The 20,730-nt window shown below is 62.3% G+C and carries 20 protein-coding genes; 13 read left to right on the top strand and 7 right to left on the bottom strand.

Features of this window, described 5'->3' with window-relative positions; translation table 11 throughout:
• Positions 1–21: 21 nt before the first annotated feature.
• Together C3406_RS17635 and C3406_RS17630 are read right to left on the bottom strand one after the other, a co-directional pair.
• Complete coding sequence (locus tag C3406_RS17635; RefSeq protein ID WP_004883043.1) at positions 22–1,431, bottom strand: Shedu immune nuclease family protein; 1,410 nt, start codon at positions 1,429–1,431, stop codon at positions 22–24.
• A 61-nt stretch (positions 1,432–1,492) separates the two neighbouring features.
• Positions 1,493–1,684: a type II toxin-antitoxin system RelB/DinJ family antitoxin gene (locus tag C3406_RS17630; protein WP_004883046.1), complete on the bottom strand. Its 192-nt coding sequence runs from the start codon at positions 1,682–1,684 to the stop codon at positions 1,493–1,495.
• A gap of 679 nt (positions 1,685–2,363) precedes the next feature.
• Between C3406_RS17630 and C3406_RS17620 the strand changes: the two genes are divergently transcribed.
• The 4 genes from C3406_RS17620 (at position 2,364) to C3406_RS17595 (ending at position 6,772) form a co-directional block, all read left to right on the top strand.
• The gene (locus C3406_RS17620) at positions 2,364–3,194 is read left to right on the top strand and encodes a DUF932 domain-containing protein (RefSeq protein WP_004883049.1); all 831 of its coding nucleotides are present in this window, start codon (positions 2,364–2,366) and stop codon (positions 3,192–3,194) included.
• A gap of 80 nt (positions 3,195–3,274) precedes the next feature.
• Positions 3,275–5,341: a ParB/RepB/Spo0J family partition protein gene (locus tag C3406_RS17615; protein ID WP_004883050.1), complete on the top strand. Its 2,067-nt coding sequence runs from the start codon at positions 3,275–3,277 to the stop codon at positions 5,339–5,341.
• An 810-nt stretch (positions 5,342–6,151) separates the two neighbouring features.
• Positions 6,152–6,466, top strand: a complete 315-nt coding sequence (locus C3406_RS17600) for a DUF736 domain-containing protein (RefSeq protein WP_004883051.1) — start codon at positions 6,152–6,154, stop codon at positions 6,464–6,466.
• Between the two features lie 39 nt (positions 6,467–6,505).
• Positions 6,506–6,772, top strand: coding sequence for a hypothetical protein (locus C3406_RS17595; RefSeq protein ID WP_034138236.1), 267 nt, complete (start codon positions 6,506–6,508; stop codon positions 6,770–6,772).
• Here the strand turns inward: C3406_RS17595 and C3406_RS17590 are convergent.
• Entirely contained in the window at positions 6,769–7,101 is a 333-nt protein-coding gene (locus C3406_RS17590; RefSeq protein ID WP_004883052.1) for a helix-turn-helix domain-containing protein, read from the bottom strand. The two genes, C3406_RS17595 and C3406_RS17590, sit on opposite strands and share 4 nt — an antisense overlap.
• 79 nt (positions 7,102–7,180) lie before the next feature.
• Here C3406_RS17590 and C3406_RS26900 point away from each other — a divergent pair, with 79 nt between their 5' ends.
• From C3406_RS26900 to C3406_RS17535, 9 genes are all read left to right on the top strand, one after another.
• Positions 7,181–7,732: a DUF2958 domain-containing protein gene (locus C3406_RS26900; RefSeq protein WP_004883053.1), complete on the top strand. Its 552-nt coding sequence runs from the start codon at positions 7,181–7,183 to the stop codon at positions 7,730–7,732.
• A gap of 343 nt (positions 7,733–8,075) precedes the next feature.
• A complete protein-coding gene (locus C3406_RS17580) occupies positions 8,076–8,843 on the top strand; it encodes a DUF2285 domain-containing protein (protein WP_004883055.1) in 768 nt (255 codons plus the stop codon).
• A 112-nt stretch (positions 8,844–8,955) separates the two neighbouring features.
• Positions 8,956–9,240, top strand: a complete 285-nt coding sequence (locus C3406_RS17575) for a helix-turn-helix transcriptional regulator (protein WP_004883058.1) — start codon at positions 8,956–8,958, stop codon at positions 9,238–9,240.
• Between the two features lie 50 nt (positions 9,241–9,290).
• Positions 9,291–10,109 (top strand): replication initiator protein A, encoded by an 819-nt coding sequence (locus C3406_RS17570; RefSeq protein WP_425267602.1) that lies wholly within the window; start codon positions 9,291–9,293, stop codon positions 10,107–10,109.
• 265 nt (positions 10,110–10,374) lie between these two features.
• A complete protein-coding gene (gene parA / locus C3406_RS17560) occupies positions 10,375–11,013 on the top strand; it encodes a ParA family partition ATPase (protein WP_004883061.1) in 639 nt (212 codons plus the stop codon).
• Complete coding sequence (locus C3406_RS17555; protein ID WP_004883063.1) at positions 11,010–11,285, top strand: hypothetical protein; 276 nt, start codon at positions 11,010–11,012, stop codon at positions 11,283–11,285. Before parA ends, C3406_RS17555 begins: the two co-directional genes overlap by 4 nt.
• A complete protein-coding gene (locus tag C3406_RS17550; RefSeq protein ID WP_004883064.1) occupies positions 11,282–11,827 on the top strand; it encodes a DUF2840 domain-containing protein in 546 nt (181 codons plus the stop codon). Before C3406_RS17555 ends, C3406_RS17550 begins: the two co-directional genes overlap by 4 nt.
• Complete coding sequence (locus tag C3406_RS17545; RefSeq protein ID WP_103826494.1) at positions 11,824–12,423, top strand: S26 family signal peptidase; 600 nt, start codon at positions 11,824–11,826, stop codon at positions 12,421–12,423. The genes C3406_RS17550 and C3406_RS17545 overlap by 4 nt, the downstream gene beginning before the upstream one ends.
• Positions 12,424–12,859: 436 nt before the next feature.
• A complete protein-coding gene (locus C3406_RS17535) occupies positions 12,860–14,842 on the top strand; it encodes a relaxase/mobilization nuclease domain-containing protein (protein ID WP_004883068.1) in 1,983 nt (660 codons plus the stop codon).
• Here C3406_RS17535 and C3406_RS17530 read toward each other — a convergent pair.
• The 4 genes from C3406_RS17530 to C3406_RS17515 form a co-directional block, all read right to left on the bottom strand.
• A complete protein-coding gene (locus tag C3406_RS17530; protein ID WP_004883070.1) occupies positions 14,835–16,223 on the bottom strand; it encodes a patatin-like phospholipase family protein in 1,389 nt (462 codons plus the stop codon). The genes C3406_RS17535 and C3406_RS17530 overlap by 8 nt on opposite strands.
• Positions 16,224–16,444: 221 nt before the next feature.
• Positions 16,445–17,062 carry a DUF3313 family protein gene (locus tag C3406_RS17525; protein ID WP_004883071.1) on the bottom strand — a complete coding sequence of 206 codons (618 nt, stop codon included), beginning with the start codon at positions 17,060–17,062 and terminating at the stop codon, positions 16,445–16,447.
• Between the two features lie 12 nt (positions 17,063–17,074).
• Positions 17,075–17,410 (bottom strand): DMT family transporter, encoded by a 336-nt coding sequence (locus C3406_RS17520; protein WP_004883073.1) that lies wholly within the window; start codon positions 17,408–17,410, stop codon positions 17,075–17,077.
• Between the two features lie 190 nt (positions 17,411–17,600).
• Positions 17,601–20,717 (bottom strand): efflux RND transporter permease subunit, encoded by a 3,117-nt coding sequence (locus C3406_RS17515; RefSeq protein ID WP_004883075.1) that lies wholly within the window; start codon positions 20,715–20,717, stop codon positions 17,601–17,603.
• Positions 20,718–20,730 lie beyond the last annotated feature (13 nt).

Raw genomic sequence — 20,730 nt, 5'->3', positions numbered from 1 at the left:
ATGGCCAACTGTCAGTTGGTTTTAGAACGGCACCGTGTCTAAGGTAGGAATCGGTTGGAGCGCATTTTTAATCTCGGTTAGCCTTGCAAGTAGTTCATCGAAAGTCACGATCACGATCTCTGCGAACGCATTTCGAACGAGCTCGAATGACTTTCTTTGCTGATGCTCTTGTGGCGTCATGCCAGCGACAACTATGCAGCGAACCGCATAGCTGTGGAGGTCGTATCGGTTCATGTTATTTTTTATGACGGGTAGTTCACTCTGCAATTTGAAACGCTGATCTAGAATTTGAGCAATCGCTCCACCCAATTCTGTCGATGGGCCAAAAACATCATCTCCACGATAGGGAGATTTTCCTAGCAGTTCGGTTTGCGGCTTTTTTATCTCAATGAGGCCAAGATTGCCCGTGGAAGCGGATGCGTATAGAAAATCTGAAAATTTTCCGCCGGACCCGTTAAGTCGCTTGCCACCTGCATAAGCTTGCCCCTGAACCAGCATGGCTGGAACGGCAAATGCAAGACTAAGTATGAAAGGATTTTCCAGAAAGAAGCTTTGCCACTTGCTTTCCGTCAGTCCTTTTCCAAGCATTTCCTGGTATCGCTCAATCAGTTGATTCAGTGTGATGAGCTCAATATCATTCTTTAATGCCAGCAGCGAGCGCGGCTCAGATTCCGCCAGTGCTTCTATATTGTCTTGAACCATGCGAACAGCGGCGCGCCGATCACGCTTGGAAAGCGTCACATGCTGCCGCCCACCATCGGTCATTTCCGTTAGTGCATCAGGTCTTACGCTCTTCTTTAGAGCGGGAAATTGTGCTGAATCGGCAGCATGTAATAAGGTCTGGTAGACATGAAATTGCTTGTCCTTGCGCGCGTCTCTCTGGTGGCGAGAGGCTATGCGATTTAATTCTTTTCTTAATTCATGAAATCTTCTTATTCCGAGAATAAAGAATGGCGAATCAATTTTCGCGTCATTTCCTTTGTGGACAATGAGTATGCTTACGTTTTCTAAGCTGGCGGCTGTTTCGCAAATTTGCCGATATTCCCACAGAAGCCCCAAACCGAATCGAAAATCTTTGGCAAACCCATCCGGCAACTGCTCAAGAAGCCCAACGACATCGTCAGTAGTCTCTGGCAGTATGTAGGGCTCGATAACAGGCCGAGCGACGACGATGCGTTCAAGGGTGCCGTATTTAGGTTGCAGGTAATCGTCGCGATCTTCTCGAATATTAAGAGGCCAAATGGTCAATCTGTCTGGACACACATTGAGCAGTCTCGCTATTGGCGAATCCGGCTTGCGCTCCGCTGCGGGAATATCAGTGAAGAAAACGTTAATGCCTTCCTCTTCCGGTTCGGCTGCTTCAATGACAAGGAAGGGGCCGCCGTCCAAACGCTCACGTTGATTGAATGCTGAAGGTCTGATAGATGCCATGAACTATTCTTGATCCCTACTGTTCAGAGAAACGATTTGCGGGCCTTGCCTCAGCGCAACCTTATGGTGCCTTCCGATCAGAATCGGACGACACACGATTGATGTCAAAGGGGAGTGCCTTATCTGCCGCGATTCGGGTCAGCAGCATCCGAATCGCATCCGAAATTGATAACCCCATTTCAGCCAGAACAACAGTTGCGGCTTCTTTAATCTGCCCGTCAATCCGGGCACGAACGACGTCGTTACTTGCCATTGTTGCGCTCACAATAGATGTAGCTACATTGTGGCTCATAAGTACTATTGCGTCACTTACATTTTGTTGTGAACAGTAGAGCATCCCGGCGTGCCGCCGTCGGGCTCGCGGGCGTTGCCCCGCGCCTCGTGCCGAGTCGCGGCCATGCGGCTTTGATCCCTGATGCCTCCGGCCGTCTCTTCGCTCCTGGCCTGCGCGCGGCGCTTGCCCTCCAGGGGATCGGCTGGACAGCCCATCCCCGCCGCGCCTTGCTTGGCGCCCCTCGCATGCACCGAACAGGTTGCACCTGATCGACCAACAGCCATCCAGCTAGGCGTGCCGCTGGCACGCAGGGGCGCTCGCCGCGCGGCGTTGGTTTCAGCGCACCCCCTGGCCCATTGGCCGCTGTTCGTCTTTCCCCAAGTTCATCGCTTTTTCCCGCGACCGTAGCCCGCGGTGCCTGGCCGTCAAGGCGCGCAGGGCCGAGTCCTCGCTGCGCTGCGGGCCGCACCAACCCTGCGCTTCTCCCTTGACGGCCAGTCCCTCGCTGGCCCGGTTTTTCGCGGGCGATGAACTCAGGAAAGACGGCGGCAAACAGGACCGGCCCAGGTCTCTGCGCCGAACCAACCGAAGCCACAACGGGCTCCGAATCTTGGAATCCGGTCAGCTTTGAAACCACAGCAACTCATTGGAGAAAACCATGCAACTCGCATCTCGATTCGCTTCCCATTCCCCGACGCTGCGCAGTGACTACCCGCTGTCCGACGACCAAATCCGCCGCGTAGCCCCGTCCATCTTCGCGGAGGCCCCGCACGATAGCCGCTCCGAACGGTACGCCTACATTCCCACCGCCGCCGTGCTGGCGGAACTGCGCAAGGAAGGGTTTGAACCCTTCATGGCAGCGCAAACCCGCGTGCGGCACGACGACCGCCGCGACTACACCAAACACATGATTCGCCTGCGCCATGCCAGTCAGATCAACGGCGCGGAAGCCAATGAAATCGTGCTGCTGAACTCGCACGACGGCACCAGCAGCTATCAGATGCTGGCCGGAATGTTCCGGTTCGTTTGCAGCAATGGCCTTGTGTGCGGCGATACCGTGGCCGATGTGCGCGTGCCGCACAAGGGCGACGTGGCCGGTTCTGTCATCGAAGGCGCTTTCGAGGTGTTGAGCGGCTTCGAACGCGTGAAGGAATCCCGCGACCTGATGCGCGCTATCACGCTGGACGAAGGCGAAGCCGAAGTGTTCGCCCGTTCCGCGCTGGCCCTCAAGTACGACCCCACCGATAACAAGCCCGCGCCCATCACGGAAAGCCAAATCCTGATGCCGCGCCGGTTCGACGACCGCCGCCCGGACTTGTGGAGCGTGTTCAACCGCACCCAAGAAAACCTGACCAAAGGCGGATTGCATGGCCGCAGCGCCAACGGACGCCGCCAGCAGACCCGCCCCGTGCAGGGCATTGATTCCGATGTGCGCCTCAATCGCGCCCTCTGGATGTTGGCCGATGGCCTGCGCCAGTTGAAGGCCTGATTCCCCACGCGGCAGGGGCAGGCAGCAGCCCTTGCCGCTTTCTTCGCTGCTGCATCCCTGAACCGATAGGAGTTATCACCATGAACGCCATTACCCAAACCGAAGCCCGCGCCCTCAACACCGCCGCCGCTATCCCGCTGGAAGCCGCCGACCCGACCAAGAACCTGATTTTGGTTCCGCTGTCGCGGCTGGTGTCGCGTCCTGCTGGCCGCAACGTGCGCAAGACCCCGCGCATGTCCATTCCCGAACTCGCCGCGAGCATTCAGCGTGTCGGCCTGCTGCAAAACCTCATCGTCATTGCCGCCGCCGATGGCGAGCATTACGAAGTCGTGGCCGGTGGCCGCAGGCTGGCCGCGTTGAAGCTGCTGGCGAAGAAGCGCCGCATCAGCAAGGAATGGGAAGTGCCTTGCCTGTTGGTGGCCGATGGCACCGCCCGCACGGCCAGCCTCACCGAGAACGTGCAGCGCGAAGCCATGCACCCCGCCGACCAGTTCGAGGCATTCGCCGCGCTGGTGGCCGAAGGCCGACCCATCGAGGACATAGCCGCCGATTTCAGCGTCACGCCGCTGGTGGTGCAGCGCCGCTTGAAGCTGGCGAACGTCTCGCCCCGGCTGCTGGCCGACTACCGCGCCGAAGCCGTGACGCTCGATCAGTTGATGGCCCTTGCCATCACCGACGACCACGCCGCGCAGGAAACCGCGTTCTACGACGCGCCGACGTGGCAGCGCAACCCTTCCCAATTGCGCGACCGCCTCACCGAGCGCGAGATTGACGCATACCGGCATCCGCTGGTGCGTTTCGTGGGGCTGGATACCTACGGAGCCGCAGGCGGTGGTGTGCGCCGTGACCTGTTCGCGGAAGGTGACGCGGGCGTGTATCTGACCGATGCCGCGCTGCTGGAACGGCTGGCGCAAGACAAGCTGGCAGGTATCGCCGCCGAGGTGAAGGACGAAGGCTGGGCGTGGGTGGATGCCACCCCCGCCGTGACCCATGCCGACCTGCACGCCTTCCAGCGTGCGCCGAGGGAGCGCCGCGAACCGAACAAGCGCGAAGCGCAGCGCATCGAGAAGCTGCAAACCAAGATGCACGAACTGGCCGCCGCCGTGGATGACGCGCTTGATACCGAAGACGAGGAAAAGGCCGATGCCTTGCAGGAAGAAGGCGAAGCCGTGGGCGAGCAGTTGCAGGCGCTGGAAGATGGCTTGCAGGACTACGGCACGACCGTGAAGGCCGCAGCCGGTGCCATCGTCACCATCGACCGCAACGGGCAGGCAGTGATTCATCGCGGGTTGATGCGCGAGGCCGAGGCCAAGGCGCTGCGCACACTGGAACGCCTGCGCCAAGGTTTCGGCAGCGAAAGCGAAGCCGGGAACGACGACGAAGGCGAGGACGACGAGCAGCCCAAGACCGCCGCCATGTCCGACAAGCTGGCGCAGCGGTTGAGCGCCCACCGCACCGCCGCGCTGCAAATCGAAGTCGCCCGGCATCCGCAAGTGGCGCTGGCCGCGCTGGTGCATGGCATGGTGCAGACCGTCTTGCAGGGCAGCCACTACGGCCACGACTTGCCGCTGGGCGTGAGCCTGAAAGCGCAAGACCGGCTGGAAGGCATCGCCCCGGATATACCGGATTCGCCCGCCGCCGTGGCGCTGCGCGAGTTGCAGCAGGTAGCAGGCGAAGGCTTGCCGGAGGACAGCGCCGAACTGTTCGCCGTGCTGCTAGCGAAGTCGCAAGATGAACTGGTGCGGCTGCTGGCGATATCCGTGGCCGTCACGGTGGACGTGGTGACACCCCGCGCCACGCCGCAGCAACCGGGCGCGGAACTGGCGCAGGCTGTCGGCTTGGACATGGCCGCATGGTGGAAGCCCACCAATGAGGGTTATTTCCGGCATGTGCCGAAGGCCGCGATTCTGGAAGCCGTGGAGCAGTACGCCCCGGCGCACGTCACCCGGCTGGCGAAGTTGAAGAAGGCCGACATTGCCAGCGAAGCCGAGCGGCTGGCCGATGGCACCGGCTGGATGCCTGCCATCTTCAAGGCCGAAGGCACCGACGACACCACGGCGCAGGATGCGCCGCAGGCGGTGACGAACGACGAGCCGGAAGCCATCGACAACGACGACGAGCAGCAGGCCCACGCACTCGCCGCCTGACCTTCACCACCACCGAGCGCCCCGGTTTCGGCCGGGGCGCTTCGCTGTTCCATCAGCATCGGCCCCAGGCCGTTCCGCCCTGGTGCCGATGGTCAAAAATCCGGGCGCGGCGGTGGCCGCGCCCGGTTTCCAAGCCCAAAGCCAGAACGCCCCTTCGCCGCCTTCGGGCGGACGGCGAAGGGGCGGCGCACAAGTGACCTTGTGCGCGGGAAACCCTCGAAGCCCATAAGTGCGTCGGCGCACAGCGCCGACGACATTCCGAACGCGCCCCACCGCAATGGACGGGCGTGTGGGGCTACGCCCCGGCTTGCTGCCGCAGGTTGCACGAAAGCGTGCCGTCCTCGACGCTGGCGGTTCGTCGCCTGTACGTCACGAAGGACGGTTCACCGACACGCCGCCCGGCCTTGCAATGGAGCTTCCACGCCACGCCTCACGCAAAGGGCCGCAAGCAGCAGTAGGGACGCTTTCACCTTGTCGCTGGGCATTGTCCTTGCCCGTGTCAGGGCGCAGGCCGGTGAAGCCGTCGCGCGGGGATGCCGAGTCGGCCATGCCTCCATTCGGGAGCGGGCGGCCAGTACGTCCTTGTGTTGTTGTGAATCCTGGCGGTGGCTGGGCTTCATGGCCGCAACCTTCCAGCGAAAACAATTCCCCCTGCGCTGCGCGCATTCCTCGCGGGACAAATTCTTTTCGCTTCCAGGTTCTCCACGGTGTTGCGACCGCTGCGCGGTGCGGCCAGCCCATCCCCCGCCGGACGGATCACAACAAGGACGCACTGGCGCGACCTTGTTCAACCCGAAAGGAGAAATCATCATGGCTAACATCGGCACCTTCACCGCAGAGAAAGACGGCTTCACCGGCCAGCTCCGCACCCTGACCCTCAACTTCAAGGTCAAGCTGGTTCCCAACGACAAGGGCGAGAACGAAAGCGCCCCGGACTTCCGCCTGCAAGCGGCCGGCCACGACTTCGGCGCGGCGTGGAAGAAAACCAGCGAGGCCGGGCGGGATTACCTGTCGGTGGCCATCGACGATCCTTCATTCCCGGCGACGGTCTATGCCCGCCTGATCGAAGGCGAGAATGACACGCACGACCTCATCTGGTCGCGCAGCAAGCCCAAGGCGGCCTGACGGCCGCCCACCGCGCCCCGCCCATTGCGGCGGGGCGCGGTGCTGCTGATCGCAGCATCGCACGCACAGGGTTTCGGCAGTTGCCCCATGTCCCGCATGTCCAAGGCCAGCATTGCATTGGTGATGGTCGAATGGCTCGAAGCCCGTGGCAGTAGGAACAGCATGGCGTGTCGGCGCATTGCGCCGCCGGGCTTTCGGGCTGCGCCCCATGCCGCCAATGGCGTCATGTCCATTCGGCTTCAATCCCTCACGCCTTCGCGCCTGGCGGCGCTGCGCGCTCCGCTTGCGGGCATTCAGACGCGCTAGGGCGCGTCGCGCTCTTTCAGCACGGCCTCGAACTCCTGGCGCACCCGCGCCAGCAGTTCGTCGGCCTTGTGCGTGTCGTCGCCGGCGTAGGCCAGCGTCAACAGCGTCAGCGGATGCACTTCCATGACCTCGCACAGCTCGGTCAGCTTGTGCAGGGTCGGACTTTTCAAGTCGCGCTCCAGCGTACTCATATAGGTGCGGCTGGACACGTCGGAGAACGCTTCCTGGCTCAAGCCTCGCGCCTTCCTGACTGTCCGTATTGCCGTTGCCAATGAGTGTTTCGCTGTCACTAACTTGGTTTCCCCATAAAAACCAAGATGACAGCCCATTGCGCCCTATAGGGCTACAATCTATAGTGTTCATTCATGGCTGAAAGGCCCGCTTTCGTGCTTTTACGGAAATCCGCAGATGCGGATTCCGACAGAACCGGGGAATCGCATCCGTGTCTTTCCGGCTTCCGACAATTCCGCTTCGGCGCTTCTGTTCTTCTACGGATGCGATGGCTTGCACATCGGTGCTTCCACACGAATGCACGGATGCGTTTCGGCAGTTCTGCGCTTCGGCACCAAAGCGCATTCGCGCATCGTCGGTTTCGTGGAGAAGCTGCCCATGACCCTGCCGCTTGTCACCGCTGATGAACGCGCCCGGCTGCTGGCCCACGGCGCGGCGCTCGCCGCTGGTCAGCGGCTCGACCCGCTGCCCGTGGTGCGCTTGTTCACCCCGGACGCGCATGTGACCTGGCTGCTGGTGTCGCTCGACCCGGCGGATGGCGACACGGCCTACGGCCTGATCGACCTCGGTATCGGTATGCCTGAGCTCGGGATGGTCAAGCTGTCCGACCTGGCGGGCATCGTCGGGCCGCGCAAGCTGCCGGTGCGGCGGGATCGGTATTTCCAGGCGGTGCGCCCGTTATCGGAGTACGTCCGGCTGGCGCAGGAGAACGGCGCGATCACGGACTGATGAAAACCAGCGCGGCCTAGCCAGCCGGGGCGCATCGTGACTATTTCAATCTTGATCAAGACCGTGCAGGTCTGAATCCGCATTCTTGCACCGAAGTGGTGCGATCCTGTTGAAAACAGTCCTGATCTTGGGCGCGGGCTGCGGCACGGTGTTCGGTGCTGCGCGTCATTTTCCTGAAGGCGTAGCCGTCGCATTCAGACGATTTCCGCAACACGCAGAGCCAAATGGTCTTGACACCGACAGTTACAGCCTAACCAATTTTGATGACGACCTGATGGCATTTCGATAGTTCCCGCATCGCGGAAATCGTGGCGACGCATCCCAAACAGAGGGAGGTTTCGCCATGACTGATCGCAGCGCCGAACACTGGTATCCGACAGCGGCCTATCTCTACGTTCTGCACCTTGACGGCCCTGCGCTGGCGTGGGAATACCTGCGCCGAAATCCCGACTACCGCCGCGACTGGCTGCGCCGCCGCCGCCGGCCGGACACGGCGCAGGCGTGGGGCCTGCGCCTGCTGGAAGACCCAGCCCTGGATGCGCGCGACGCGCATCCGGCCTGGTTTCCCGATCACGATGCCGTCGTGCAGGTTTACCCGGACGATGACCCGCCACCCGAAGCCCATGCCTTCGAGTTCTGGCGCGTCCCTGGCCGCAAGCAACTGATCCACGACGGCAAGCGCCTGGTGCTGGTGTCGCATTGGCCCGGCTGCTGCCTGCGGCTCGCGCTCGCGCCGGGCCTGGAAGACGGCATGGCCTACCTCTACGCCACCCGCGCCTGCGCCACGCCCTGCGCGCGCTATCGCACGCTCGCGTCCGAGCTGGACGCATTGGCCGTGGCCACGGTTGCCACGCCTGCGGCGGCGGCCCGTTCCAGGCCCACGACGGCCGCGGTGCTGGAACTGCACACCTTGCAGACGCTCGACGCGACCCTGGCGGGCGCGTCATTGCGCGAAGTGGCCGAAGGGCTGTTCGGCGCCGATGCCGTCGCCGCCGACTGGCACAAGGACAGCGCCTTACGTGCCCGCGTGCGGCGGCTGGTACGTCGTGGCGATGCGCTGATGCGTGGCGGCTATCGCCGCCTGGCACAGCTTCCGCCGCCGTTGCAGTAGGGGGGGACGTTTCGCGTCCCCCGTAGATCGTCCCTTAGCAAGCAGCCTCGCTTTCTTGAAAGTGCCTCTAACCGGCCGCGTGGTGTGGCCGGGCTTGATGGAGGTACATCCCATGCGACCCGCTCCCTTGCGGCCTGCCGCCGCTGCTGTCGCTGCGCCTGCGCAGCCCCAACGCTACCTGACCAACGACGAAGCCGCCGAGTACCTGCGCCTGTCGCCACGCACGCTGGAGAAACAGCGCGTGATCGGCGGCGGCCCGAAGTTCCGCAAGTTCGGCCGCCGCGTCATGTACGCGGTGTCCGACCTCGATGCCTGGGCCGACCAGCGCAGCTACGAGGCGACTTCCGACCCGGAATATGCCGAACGCCACGCGGGCGATTACCGTGATGGCCGCTGATCGCTGGCGCGTGGGTGGCCGTCGCCATGTCCAGCCCGCCAGGGCAAGCCTTGCAGCGCGAACAGCTCGACCTGTTCCGCGCGCTGCCGGGCGACATGGCACCCCGCGACAGCCAGGACTTGATGGCCTTTCCGTTCTTCTCGCTGGCGAAGTCGCGGCGTACCGCGCCGATCGACTTCCGCGCCGGCGGCATCACCATCCGCGTGGAGGGTACGCAGGAGCACGGCATCGCAACGATATGGGATGCCGACCTGCTGATTTGGGCCGCCTCGCAGATCGTGGAGGCGCGCGACGCGGGCTTGCGCCCGTCGCGCTGGATACGCGCCACTCCCTACGAGATCCTGCGCTTCATCGGGCGCGGCACGTCTCTCAACGACTACCTGCGCCTGAAAGCCGCGCTCGACCGGCTGCAATCGACCACGGTGGCCACGTCCATCCGCGAAACCACGGGAAGGCGATTGCATCGCTTCTCGTGGATCAACGAGTGGAAGGAACTGGCCGATGCCAGCGGCGTGCCGCTGGGCATCGAACTGATCCTGCCGGACTGGTTCTATGCGGGCGTGCTCGATGCCGCCTTGGTGCTGACCATCGACCCAGCCTATTTCCGCTTGAAGGGCGGGATCGAGCGCTGGCTGTACCGCCTGGTGCGCAAGCACGGCGGCAAGCAGCCGGGCGGCTGGCAATTCGACTTCCGGCACCTGCACCGCAAGTCGGGCAGCGCTGCGCGCTTCTCCGACTTCGCTTACGACCTGCGCGTCCTGGTGGCGCGGCAGTCGCTGCCCGGCTACGTCCTGGGCATCGAGCGAATGCCGGACGACGGACAAGAACTGCTGACCTTCCGGCCCGTGCTGCACACGGCACGGGGATAACTCGTGGAAAAGGTGTGGACGGCCTCGTGCTATCAGGAGTACCGGGTATCGTGCTATCGGGAGTACGCCTATCGTGCTATCAGGAGTACGAAAACGCCGGAAAGCCAATAACGGCGCGGGTTTGCGGCCCCTCTAACTTCCCTAACAAGAAATACATAACTTTTAGTAGAAGCGCGCCGTTTCGGTGGACAACCGAGAAACGGCACGGCGAACAGCGTTTTGCACGGCAGGTAAAGCCCGGCTTTCCAGCAGGGAGGGCCGCGCCATGATCCTCGCTCTGCTCAACCAGAAAGGCGGTGTCGGCAAGACCACGCTCGCCACGCACATCGCGGGCGAACTGGCGATGCGCGGCCAGCATGTCGTCCTGCTCGATGCCGACCCGCAGGGTTCATCCCTGGACTGGACGCAGCGCAGAAGCCAGCAAGGCTTGCCACGGCTGTTCAGCGCCGTGGGCCTCGCACGCGAAACGCTGCATCAGGAAGCGCCAGAACTCGCCAGGCGGGCCGATCACGTCATCATCGACGGGCCGCCGCGCATCGCCGCCTTGGCGCGCTCCGCGCTGCTGGCGGCCGAGCGCGTGCTGATCCCGGTGCAGCCCAGCCCCTACGACCTCTGGGCCAGCTCGGAAATGGTTTCGCTGATCCGCGAGGCGCAGGTGTTCCGGCCGCTGCTCCGCGCGGCCTTCGTCATCAACCGGCGCGTCAGCACCACCATCATCGGGCGCGAGGCGCGGCAATCGCTCGCCGAACAGCCGCTGCCCGCGCTGCGCTCGGAGGTGCATCAGCGCATCGTCTTCGCCGACAGCGTGGCCGCTGGCCGGCTCGCACGCGAGACAGCGCCCGACAGTGCCGCCGCCCGCGAAATCACCGCCCTGGTGGACGAACTGCTGCGGTGGCCGACATGACAGCGCAGCAGCCACCCAACAGCAAACGCACGGGCAAGCGCGTCGGCATCGGCGCACGTCCGCCCGCGAATCCGCACGCCGAGGCGTGGATTCGTCAGGGCGATGCCGACGCGCTGGGCAAAGGCGACCTCTACACGGCCCGCCTCACGCTCGACATCACGCCCGCCATGCGGGCGCGCATCAAGGTGTCGGCCTTCACGCAAGGCGTGACCGTGGCCGACCTGCTGCGCGGCCTGCTGGAGCGGGAGTTTCCGCCGGAGAACACACCATGAACGCATTCGCTTGGCCTGCCGCGAACGCGGCACCGGCTGCGCCGCTGCCTGCGCTTTCGGCACTCGCCGGACAGGCCGGCAATGTGCCGCTGACGCGCGTTTCGCTGGCCTACCTCGAACATCGCTTCAAGCTCTACCTGCGCTTCGGCGAACCGGCGCGCACGCTTCAGCTCGACCGCTGGCGGCGCTGCGCGGTGTTCCTGCCGGGCGCGATGCTCTGCCGCATCCGCTGGCAGGCCAACGACTACGGCACGATCCGCTGGCAACTCATGGTGATGCAGGCTTGCACACCGCTGGACGCGGCGCAGCGCATCCCCGGTGTTCAGCCGGGCGCGCGCTTGCTCCTACACACCGAAGGCGATGCCAACGTGCGCGCCGTGCTGGAGCGCATCGACGGCATCGAGGCGCTGGGCATCGCTGCCATCGACGTGTCGCCGGCGTACTGGCGCACGCTGGGCAACCGTCTTGCGGCTCGCCTTGCGCTGCCCGAATACACCACCGAGCGGCATACCGCCTGGCTGGCCGGGAAGGTGCTGCCATGACCGCCCCGACCACCACACCCAACGCGCCCGACGTGGCGCCGCGTCCTCGCTCACGCCTGCGCGCTCGCATCGTGCTGGCGACACTGGCCGCCATCGGCTTCGCTGCGCTGGCCTGGGCGGCTTTCGTGTCGCCGCTGCCGCGTCTGACCTACAACCCGTCCGACAGCGTGGCGGTCGGCTGGTATCGCATTGACCCGTTCGACCCGCGCACCGCCTCGCTGCCACGTCCGTTGTCCGTGGACAGCATCGTGCTGGTGCCGCTTCCGGCCACGGCTGCCGCGCTCGCTGCGCAGCGCGGCTACCTGCCGACGCGCGTTCCGCTGCTCAAACGTGTGGGCGCGGTCGCGCCGCAACACGTCTGCATCGTCGCCGGTCAGGTACGCATCGACGGCGTGCCTTCGGCCGCCGTACTGCCCGCCGACCGGCTGGGCCGGGCGCTGCCGTCCTTGCAGCTTTGCCGCCGCCTTGAACCGGGCGAACTGCTCCTGTTGAGCGTGACGAATCCAGCATCGTTCGACAGCCGCTATTTCGGCCCGGTCAGCGCATCCGCCGTGATCTGCGTTGCGCATCCGGTGTGGCCGGAGATACGCCCATGATGGCCGCCGATTCGCTGCGCTCTGACGTGCCATCGGGCATGTCGTTCTGCTGGCTGCTTCAGTGTCGCTGCGCCTGTCGTGCCGGTGCATTCGCACCGCACGTCGCGCAGCATCCGGCGCAGCCGTCCAACGTTCAGGCGTCTTGCCTCGAACGCGCCCGGCCTGCGGCCATTGGCGCTTTCGCCGGCGCGCTGTCTGTTCACGCAGCAGCGCCGCCGGGCCGCCGTTGCCTGGAGCGACAGCGAAGGGCAAAGGCGGAAGGCAAGACAAAAGGACGCGGCACCTGGCCGCGTCGAAAGCCAGTCAGCACATGGGGGGAACGCGGCACGGAGCGGCTTCGCCACCGTGCCGCGTTTGGCGCGAGGGTCGCGCCAATGCTGGCATGTCCGCGTGCTTCGCACGACAGGACACGCCCAAGCTTGCGGGGAGCGCAGCCATGACCGACAGCCGCGACGACGACTTTCGCGTGCGCCCCAGCGCCCCGAAGAACCGGGGCAAGGGCCAGGGGCAGAGCTTCGTTTCCAAGGTGCTCAAGCAGGCCGGCAAAGCCAGCAGCGGCAAGTCGGCAGTACGCCGTCCTGGCGCGGCTGGCACCGGCCAGCGGCCCGGCTCTCGGCTCGGACGTGGCCACACGGCGGCGCGCTTCGCCGGGGCGAAGCTAATGCCCATGTCGCGGCGCGTGACCATCAAGACCTTGCTGGTCAATCACCAGCGGGCCAGCCCGCAATCGCTCGCCAAGCACCTGCGCTACATCGAGCGCGACGGCGCGGGTCGCGATGGCGAACCGGGCCGGGGCTACGGGCCACAGGCCGACGAAGCCGATCTGGACGCCTTCAAGGAACGCTGCGCCGACGACCGGCACCATTTCCGCTTCATCGTCTCGCCCGAGGACGGGGCCGAGCTGGACGACCTGCGCACCTACACCCGGCATCTGGTGAGCCGCATGGAAGCCGACCTGGGCACGCGGCTGGATTGGGTGGCGGTGGATCACTGGAACACCGACAACCCGCACACCCACCTGATCGTGCGCGGGCGCGACGACACCGGCAAAGACCTCATCATCGCGGGTGACTACATCGCCCACGGCTTCCGCCATCGCGCCGCCGAGCTGGCGACCGAGTGGCTGGGGCCGCGCACCGAACTGGAGATTCAGCAGACCTTGAGGCGCGAGGTGGAACAGGAGCGGTGGACGAGCCTGGATCGCACCTTGCAGCGCGAGACCGGCGAGGATGGCCGGGTGCATGTCGAACGGCTCAACGAGCCGAGGTTGCAACGCCAGCGCCTGCTGCTGATCGGCCGCCTGCAACGCTTGCAGCGCCTGGGCCTAGCCGACGAGGTGCAGCCCGGCACCTGGGCCATTCATGCCGATGCCGAGAAGACCTTGCGTGCCCTGGGTGAGCGTGGCGACATCATCCGAACGATGCAGCGGGCCATGAGCGGCCAGCCGCGTGAGCTGGCGGTGTTCGAGCCGGGCGACGATGGTCGCAGCCTCATCGGCCGCGTGGCCGCGAAGGGGCTTGCCGATGAGTTGCACGACCGAGGCTATCTGATCATCGACGGCACGGACGGTAAGGCCCACTACGTTGCACTGAACGCCCGCGACGAACTGGCGAACTATCCCACGGGCGCTGTGGTAGAGGTGAAGGGTTCGACTGAGGTGCGCACGGCCGACAAGAACATCGCCTCGCTGGCGAGCGATGGCCTGTACCGCACCGATCATCACCTGGTAATCGAGCAGGGCCGGGCTACGCCCGGACGCGACCCGCAGGAAGTCGTCGCCGCTCATGTCCGGCGGCTGGAAGCCCTGCGCCGGGCTTGCATCGTGGAGCGCGTGGCCGAAGGGCTATGGAAGGTACCGGACGACCTGGCCGAGCGTGGCCGCCAATACGACGCGCAACGGCTGGGCGATGTAGCCGTAGAGCTGAAATCACACCTTCCTATTGAACGGCAGGCCCGCGTCATCGGCGCGACTTGGCTTGACCAGCAACTGATCGGCGGTGGCCGTGGGCTGGGCAACTTGGGCTTTGGCGGTGATACCAAGCAGGCCATACAGCAGCGAGCCGATTTCCTCGAAGAACAGGGGCTGGCACAGCGCCGCGGGCAGCGCGTCATCCTCGCGCGCAACCTGCTGGGCACGCTACGCAATCGGGAACTAGTGCAGGCCGCGAAAGACATTGCGGCGGAAACCGGCCTAGAGCATCGCCCGGTGGCCGACGGGCAGCGCGTAGCCGGTATCTACCGGCGTTCCATTATGCTCGCCAGCGGGCGCTACGCGATGCTCGATGACGGCATGGGGTTCAGCCTTGTGCCGTGGCGGCCGGTAATTGAGCCGCGACTGGGACAACAGCTTGCCGCAAAGGTTATCGGCGGAAGTGCCTCTTGGGAACTTGGACGAAAGCCCAGTATCGGTATCAGTTAGATATCAAGGGAAGCTGAGTACCAGGCGCAGTCTGCTTGGCTGCTGTGATTCTTCTTAGAGATTCAATCAATGCCATAAACTCCTTGGATTGCCTCAGTGCTTCGCCTCCCGCAGTTTGCAGGTCCAAGACATCCGTAGCCTCGATCGTGAAGGCTGTGGGCACGCGCAGCAGCGAATGCCGGATCTTGTCGTCCGGCACGTCGTTCAGACTTACGCTTACTACGTAGATTTCTGCGTCGGCCGCAAAGGGGCTGTCCGCTTGGCCACGGGTGCGGACAATCTCGGAACGCCAGTGTTGCAGGTCGTCGTTAAGCATGGCCAGCGTCACCTGGGTCTCGCGAGCGCCGGCACCGAAGATCAGCGACTCAAGTACTTGCGTCGTGCTGGGAACTCGGTCGCTACTGTCCACTCTCTCGCTCAGTCCTCGTTCGGAGTTCACCGTCACCAACACGAGTCGGCGCAAGCTTCCGGGCTTGACCTCCGAGAAATTGGCGCTCATTGAGCCCGAAGCTACTAGCCGGTCTAGCATCAGACGTACGCCGAGGTTGTCGGAGACACCACCGTCCACGAGGTGGATATAGGGCCGATCGTGCGCATTGAGGTAGCTGTCTATGCCGCTTTGCAGGATGCGTGATCTGTAATTTTGCCCTCTGACAGGCAAAGATCGGAGAGGCGGCGGACAGGTATTGGCGTTGTTTCGCACCGTTACGGGCGACAGCACCAGCGGTACTGCCGACGAGGCCGCCACCGCGAAAGACAGCGGCGTTGCATCGAGGTCGGAACAGATTAGCCGGAATTGCTCGGTGGTGAAATCGAAAGGGGCACCGGTCGTGAGGTCGGTTGCCGTGATCATCAGTTCGGGCGCGCCCGGTCGTCGGCGCACGTCACCAAAGGTGCGGCCTTCAAAAAGTTCGTCCAAGCGTTGAGCCAGGATCTGGCTGCGCCCAAACCAAGGTGAAGTTAGTCTATAAAGACGCTCAGGCCACAGAGCTTCACGTATGAGTCGCCCCTCAAAAGGCACAAGCAGAAAATCCGGCTCGAAACGAGTCAGCGTGGCATCGCCGAAGGCCGCGAAGTGCGCGGCAAGGATGCTGCCCCCCGACACTCCGCTGACCAGGAACACCTGATCCAACAGAGTGGTCTCCTGGCCCTCTAGCGCGAAGCGTGTGGCCTTGAGTTCGCGCAGCACGCCCAGGCCGAAGGCCGCCGCCCGAGCGCCCCCGCCTGACAGTGTCACCGCTACAACCACCGGTTGGTTGACCTCCGACGGCCTGATGCGTTGGTCGTTCTCGGCGAGAGACATTAAGGCGGCGTCGGAAAGTGTCGGGTTGATCCAAGGACGGTAAGTGGAACACCCTGTCAGAACTACCGTTGCCAGCACACCGGCCAAACTCCATCGTGTGAATTTACACACCTCCAGGCGCTTTACCTCTGCAAGCAGCACCACGCAGCGTTTCGAATAGACAAGAACGAGAAACGCCGGCAATTTTGCGACGAAGCAGAGCCACTCCAGAATGCTGCAGACGTTACAAGAACGGCACCCTACGAATCCCCTTGATGAGGCTCCTCGCGATCCGCGCGAAGTTATGGAATAGCAGCTATTCACGAGCCAGCACTTCTCCAAGCGCTATTGATCCGTTCAAGGCAGGTGGTGATTGCAGACTTTGCATGCCCGAGCAGTGTGTAGGAGCCTTTGAAATCCGCGAGAGCGTTGCCGTGCTCGAAGCAGCTAGCAGCAGCCACCCGACGATCTGTTTGTTCATCTACTGCCTCAAACTCCAAACTAGCTCCCCCAGTTGTCACTGGTCCAACAAGCAACGTCGTTAGGGTGTTGACTGCTCTATTGGGCGTCTCAATGGTCGTAATTGCCACACGCACACGTATGCGGCCTGACGATGCGGGAGCTTCGGACTTAGTTTGGAGATGTCGCAGTTCACTGTTGACGTGATCGAGAAGCTCTCGCACTTGCTCAGCTTCAAGCCCACCTATGCGTCCAGTTGCCGTCACTACCTGAGCATCCTCGACTAATATTTCCCGGTAACGACTGGGTTCAAAGCCTGGCGCCTTGAAGAGCAGAACATTTTCGTACTTCGTTTTTCCCAATACATCGTAATCACCAAGAAACCCTGATCGAGTCATTCCGTTTGAAGCACAGCCAGATAAGGTTGCCGTGAGGCCTGCCAGCAGCACAAAATGGATTAATGAAATAGGGCGTTTCATATATATTTTCATTTATCCCATTTTCAGACAGACGATGCCAGCAACAACCAGCGCAATTCCAACCCAACGTATCAAGGAGGCGGTATCGCCGAACACATACACGCCCACGAAAAACGCGCCCAGCGAACCGATGCCGGTCCAGACCGCATAAGCTGTTCCTATGGGGATCTGTTTAAGAGATAACCATAGGAAAAAGCCGCTGGCTGCCATACAGGCAACTGCAATCGCCGGCCCCACGTAGCGCATCGCTGCATTGGCCGCACCCATCTTGAGGCCTAGTGGCCAACCGATTTCGAACAGGCCGGCAATCAGTAGAACCAACCATGGATTCCATGACAACGGGTTCATATATTTCTCCAAATCTATTCAGTGAAAATTGATTATCAAAGCATCAAAGCATCAAAGAATAGGCAGTAGGCGGTCAATTCGCTCTGCTTCTGATTTCTTCTTAAACTCTCTGATGGCGAGAATCTGTCTCCCCGATCTCTCCGGCCACGAGAGAGATCGGGGGAAGCGTGTGGACAGTTACGCTGAGGGATCAGACCGGTTGCACTGGTTGTTGTACCGCCTCGTGACTCCGTTTGCTGCCCGGCCACTTCATTCCGAACAGCACCTCGTAGAGCAACGGAATCAGGCCAAGCGTCACGAGCGTGCCAAGTGCGAGACCACCGATCATGCCGATGGCCATGCCCTTCCACAGCGGCCCCGCAAACAACATCAGGGGCACGAGACCCGCGATACAGGTCACCTTGGTCATCACGATTGGACGCAGCCGCTGCATCGCAGCTCCCACCAGGGCTTCATGTCGGGCGAGACCTTCCGAGAGGCCGTGTTCAATTTGTTCGAGCAGAAGAACGGCGTTGTTGACGATGATTCCGAACAGCGCAAGCACCCCGAATGTCGCCATGAAGCTGAAAGGAGTGCCTGTTGCCTTCAGTGCAATCACGACCCCAATCAACGTGAAGGGAATCGTTGCGAGAATCACGATCAGCTTGCGGAAGGAGTTGAACTGCCAGATGAATAGCAGCAACATCGCCAGAAGAGCGAACGGCATGTAGTGCGTGAGCGATGCATTCGATTCAGCCGATTCCTCAATTTCTCCACCAAGCTCTATGGCATAGCCTGCAGGTAGTTCAATTGCGGCGATCCGAGGTGCGAGGTGATCCACGATCTCTTGCGCGGTGTATGCGGTGTTCTGCCCCTGAACTGTGACTGTACGAATGAGATTGCGGCGCTGGATCACAGACGGCTCGCTAGCGAGCGTGACATCGGCCACTTGCGCCAGGGAAACCGGCTGGCCACCCGACGCTGGATAGATGGTCGTCGAACCAACGTCCGCAGTGCTGCGCCGATCATTGGACGTCCCGCGCATCACGATTGGCACGCTGGTATCGCCATCTCGGATCACAGAGATCGACTGGCCGATGTAGCGGGTGCCAAGCCAGGCAGCTATGTCGTCGGTGGTGACGCCAGCACGTCGCGCACGATCTTGATCGACCCGAACATCGAGACGGCCGACACGGGTATCCCAGTTGTTCTTGATGTTGGCCGTACCTGGCAGCTCCCGTAGCGCGGACTCAATTTTCGCCGCCGCATTCATCAGCACCTCATGATCCGGCCCACTGACCCGGTAGACGGCTGTGCCGGCTTCGGTAGTGCCTAGCGAGAACCGCTGAGGCTCTGCGCGTACATCTCCATGATGCTGCGCGAAGTAAGCCCGAGTTCGGGCAATCACGACGTCAATGTTGGTGCCTGCCTTGACCGTCACGACAAAGTACGCGATGTTCGATGCTGGCAATGGGGGATTGAGCCCAAGGATGAAGCGCGGCCCACCGTCAGCGACGTAGCCAATGTGATCCGTGATTTCGGGGTTGATTTCTTGATCACCGAGCCAGCCGCTCACTTCCTTCACTTTGGCAAGAGTGAGCCGTGAATCCGTTCCAGGGGCGAGCTGCACCGGTATTTGGAATTGAACTCGGTCGGACTTCGGCAAGAAGTCGTATGGCAGTGTCGTGAATCCGTACAGAGCTACGGCCAATGCACCCGTCATCACACCAACGTAGATCGCCTTGTGGTCAAGCACCCACTCAAGCAACTTGCGATAGCCGCGATAGAAGCGTGTGTTGTAGGTTTGCGCGTCATTCGCCGGTTGATGATGCACTTTGGTGAAGTGGTAGCACAGCAGTGGAGTGACGGTCAGACACAACAGCCAAGATCCGAGTAACGTGAGCGCGAGGACAATGACGAGAGAGCGCAGATACTCACTCGTCGCACTCTGGCCGAAGAAGAACGGGGAGAAGGCGATGACGATAACCAATGAGGACGTCAGCAGCGGCAGTGCGAGGGTACGACCCGCTTCGAGACAAGCCTGTTTGCGGTCTTCACCGGCTGCCAAGCGCCGTTCAATGTCTTCGGCAATCACGATGCCGTTGTCTACCAAGAGCCCCAAAGCGATGATGATGGCTGCCATCGAAACACTTTGCAGCTCGATGTTCAGCGCGCGCATCACGATCAGTGCCCCCAGAATGGTAAGCGGCACGATCATCCCGACGATGAATCCTGTGCGCCATCCCAGGAAAAGGACGACGACGCCGAGCACGATGACAATCGTTTCGATCATCACCTGGTTCATCTTGCCCATTTCACGTTTGACGACGTCTGCCTGGAATGTCACATAGGAGAGCTCGAAACCTGCGGGCAGAAGTTTCTCAAGCTCGGCCACACGGGATTTGAGGGCTACGCCGAATTGCTCCACGTTCTGGCCCGAGGTCATGGACACTGCCATCACTACGGCAGGCTGGCCCTTATAGACTGCAGCAGACTCGGGAGGATCTGCAGGTTGTACCTGCACGCGCGCAAGCTCTCCCAGTGAGATTGAAGGAGCAGGCGAAGCACCGCGCGCACCCTGAGCTTGCGCCATCATGATCGGCAACGCGCGCAGCGAAGCGGCGTCGCGAACCTCTCCACTAACAGCCAGCGAAGCGTTGATGCCACCGATGGCGATTTGCCCGCCTGAAAGCACGACGTTTTGTTTAACGAGTTGATCGATCACCCCTTGTGGGGTCAATCCAAGCTGGGCTAGTTTTGGTCGATCAAATTCGAGATAGACGCGCTCTTCCTGCAAGCCGTAGAAGCTGATGCGATCAACGCCGGGAAGCGCGTATAGGCGATCGCGCATCTCTTTCAACGACACACGCATTTCGCCCATGGAGTAGCCCGGCGCGGTCACCGCAATGGAGGCCACGGCAACACGGCCGAAGTCGTCGTTGACAAATGGCCCCAACGTACCCTGTGGAAGCAGAGGCTGAGCATCGGCAACCTTCGCGCGAACGCGCTGCCATATGGGGGCTAGGTCGGTGTACCGCTCCCAGATCGTGACCTGTATGACGGCCCCGCCCGCGCGAACGGTTGTGGTTACACGCTTGACCTCGGCCAGCTCCCGCAAACGCTCCTCGATCGGACGCGCGATCAACTGCTCAACACGTTCGGCTGGCATGCCAGGGTTCAGAACGGCAACAACCGCATCTCGAATCGTGACCGATGGCTCTTCCTGCGAAGGGAAATTGAGAAACGTGGCAATGCCGGCAACAAGAATGATGACCGCGGCAAGGTAGGTGAGTCTGCTGGCGCGCAGCGCCATTTCTGTGATCTTCATAGCGAAGTCTTCC

It is taken from the genome of Leclercia sp. LSNIH8 (genome assembly GCF_002920195.1).
GTDB lineage: Bacteria > Pseudomonadota > Gammaproteobacteria > Enterobacterales > Enterobacteriaceae > Enterobacter.
This window is presented reverse-complemented; position numbering and strand designations above follow the sequence as displayed.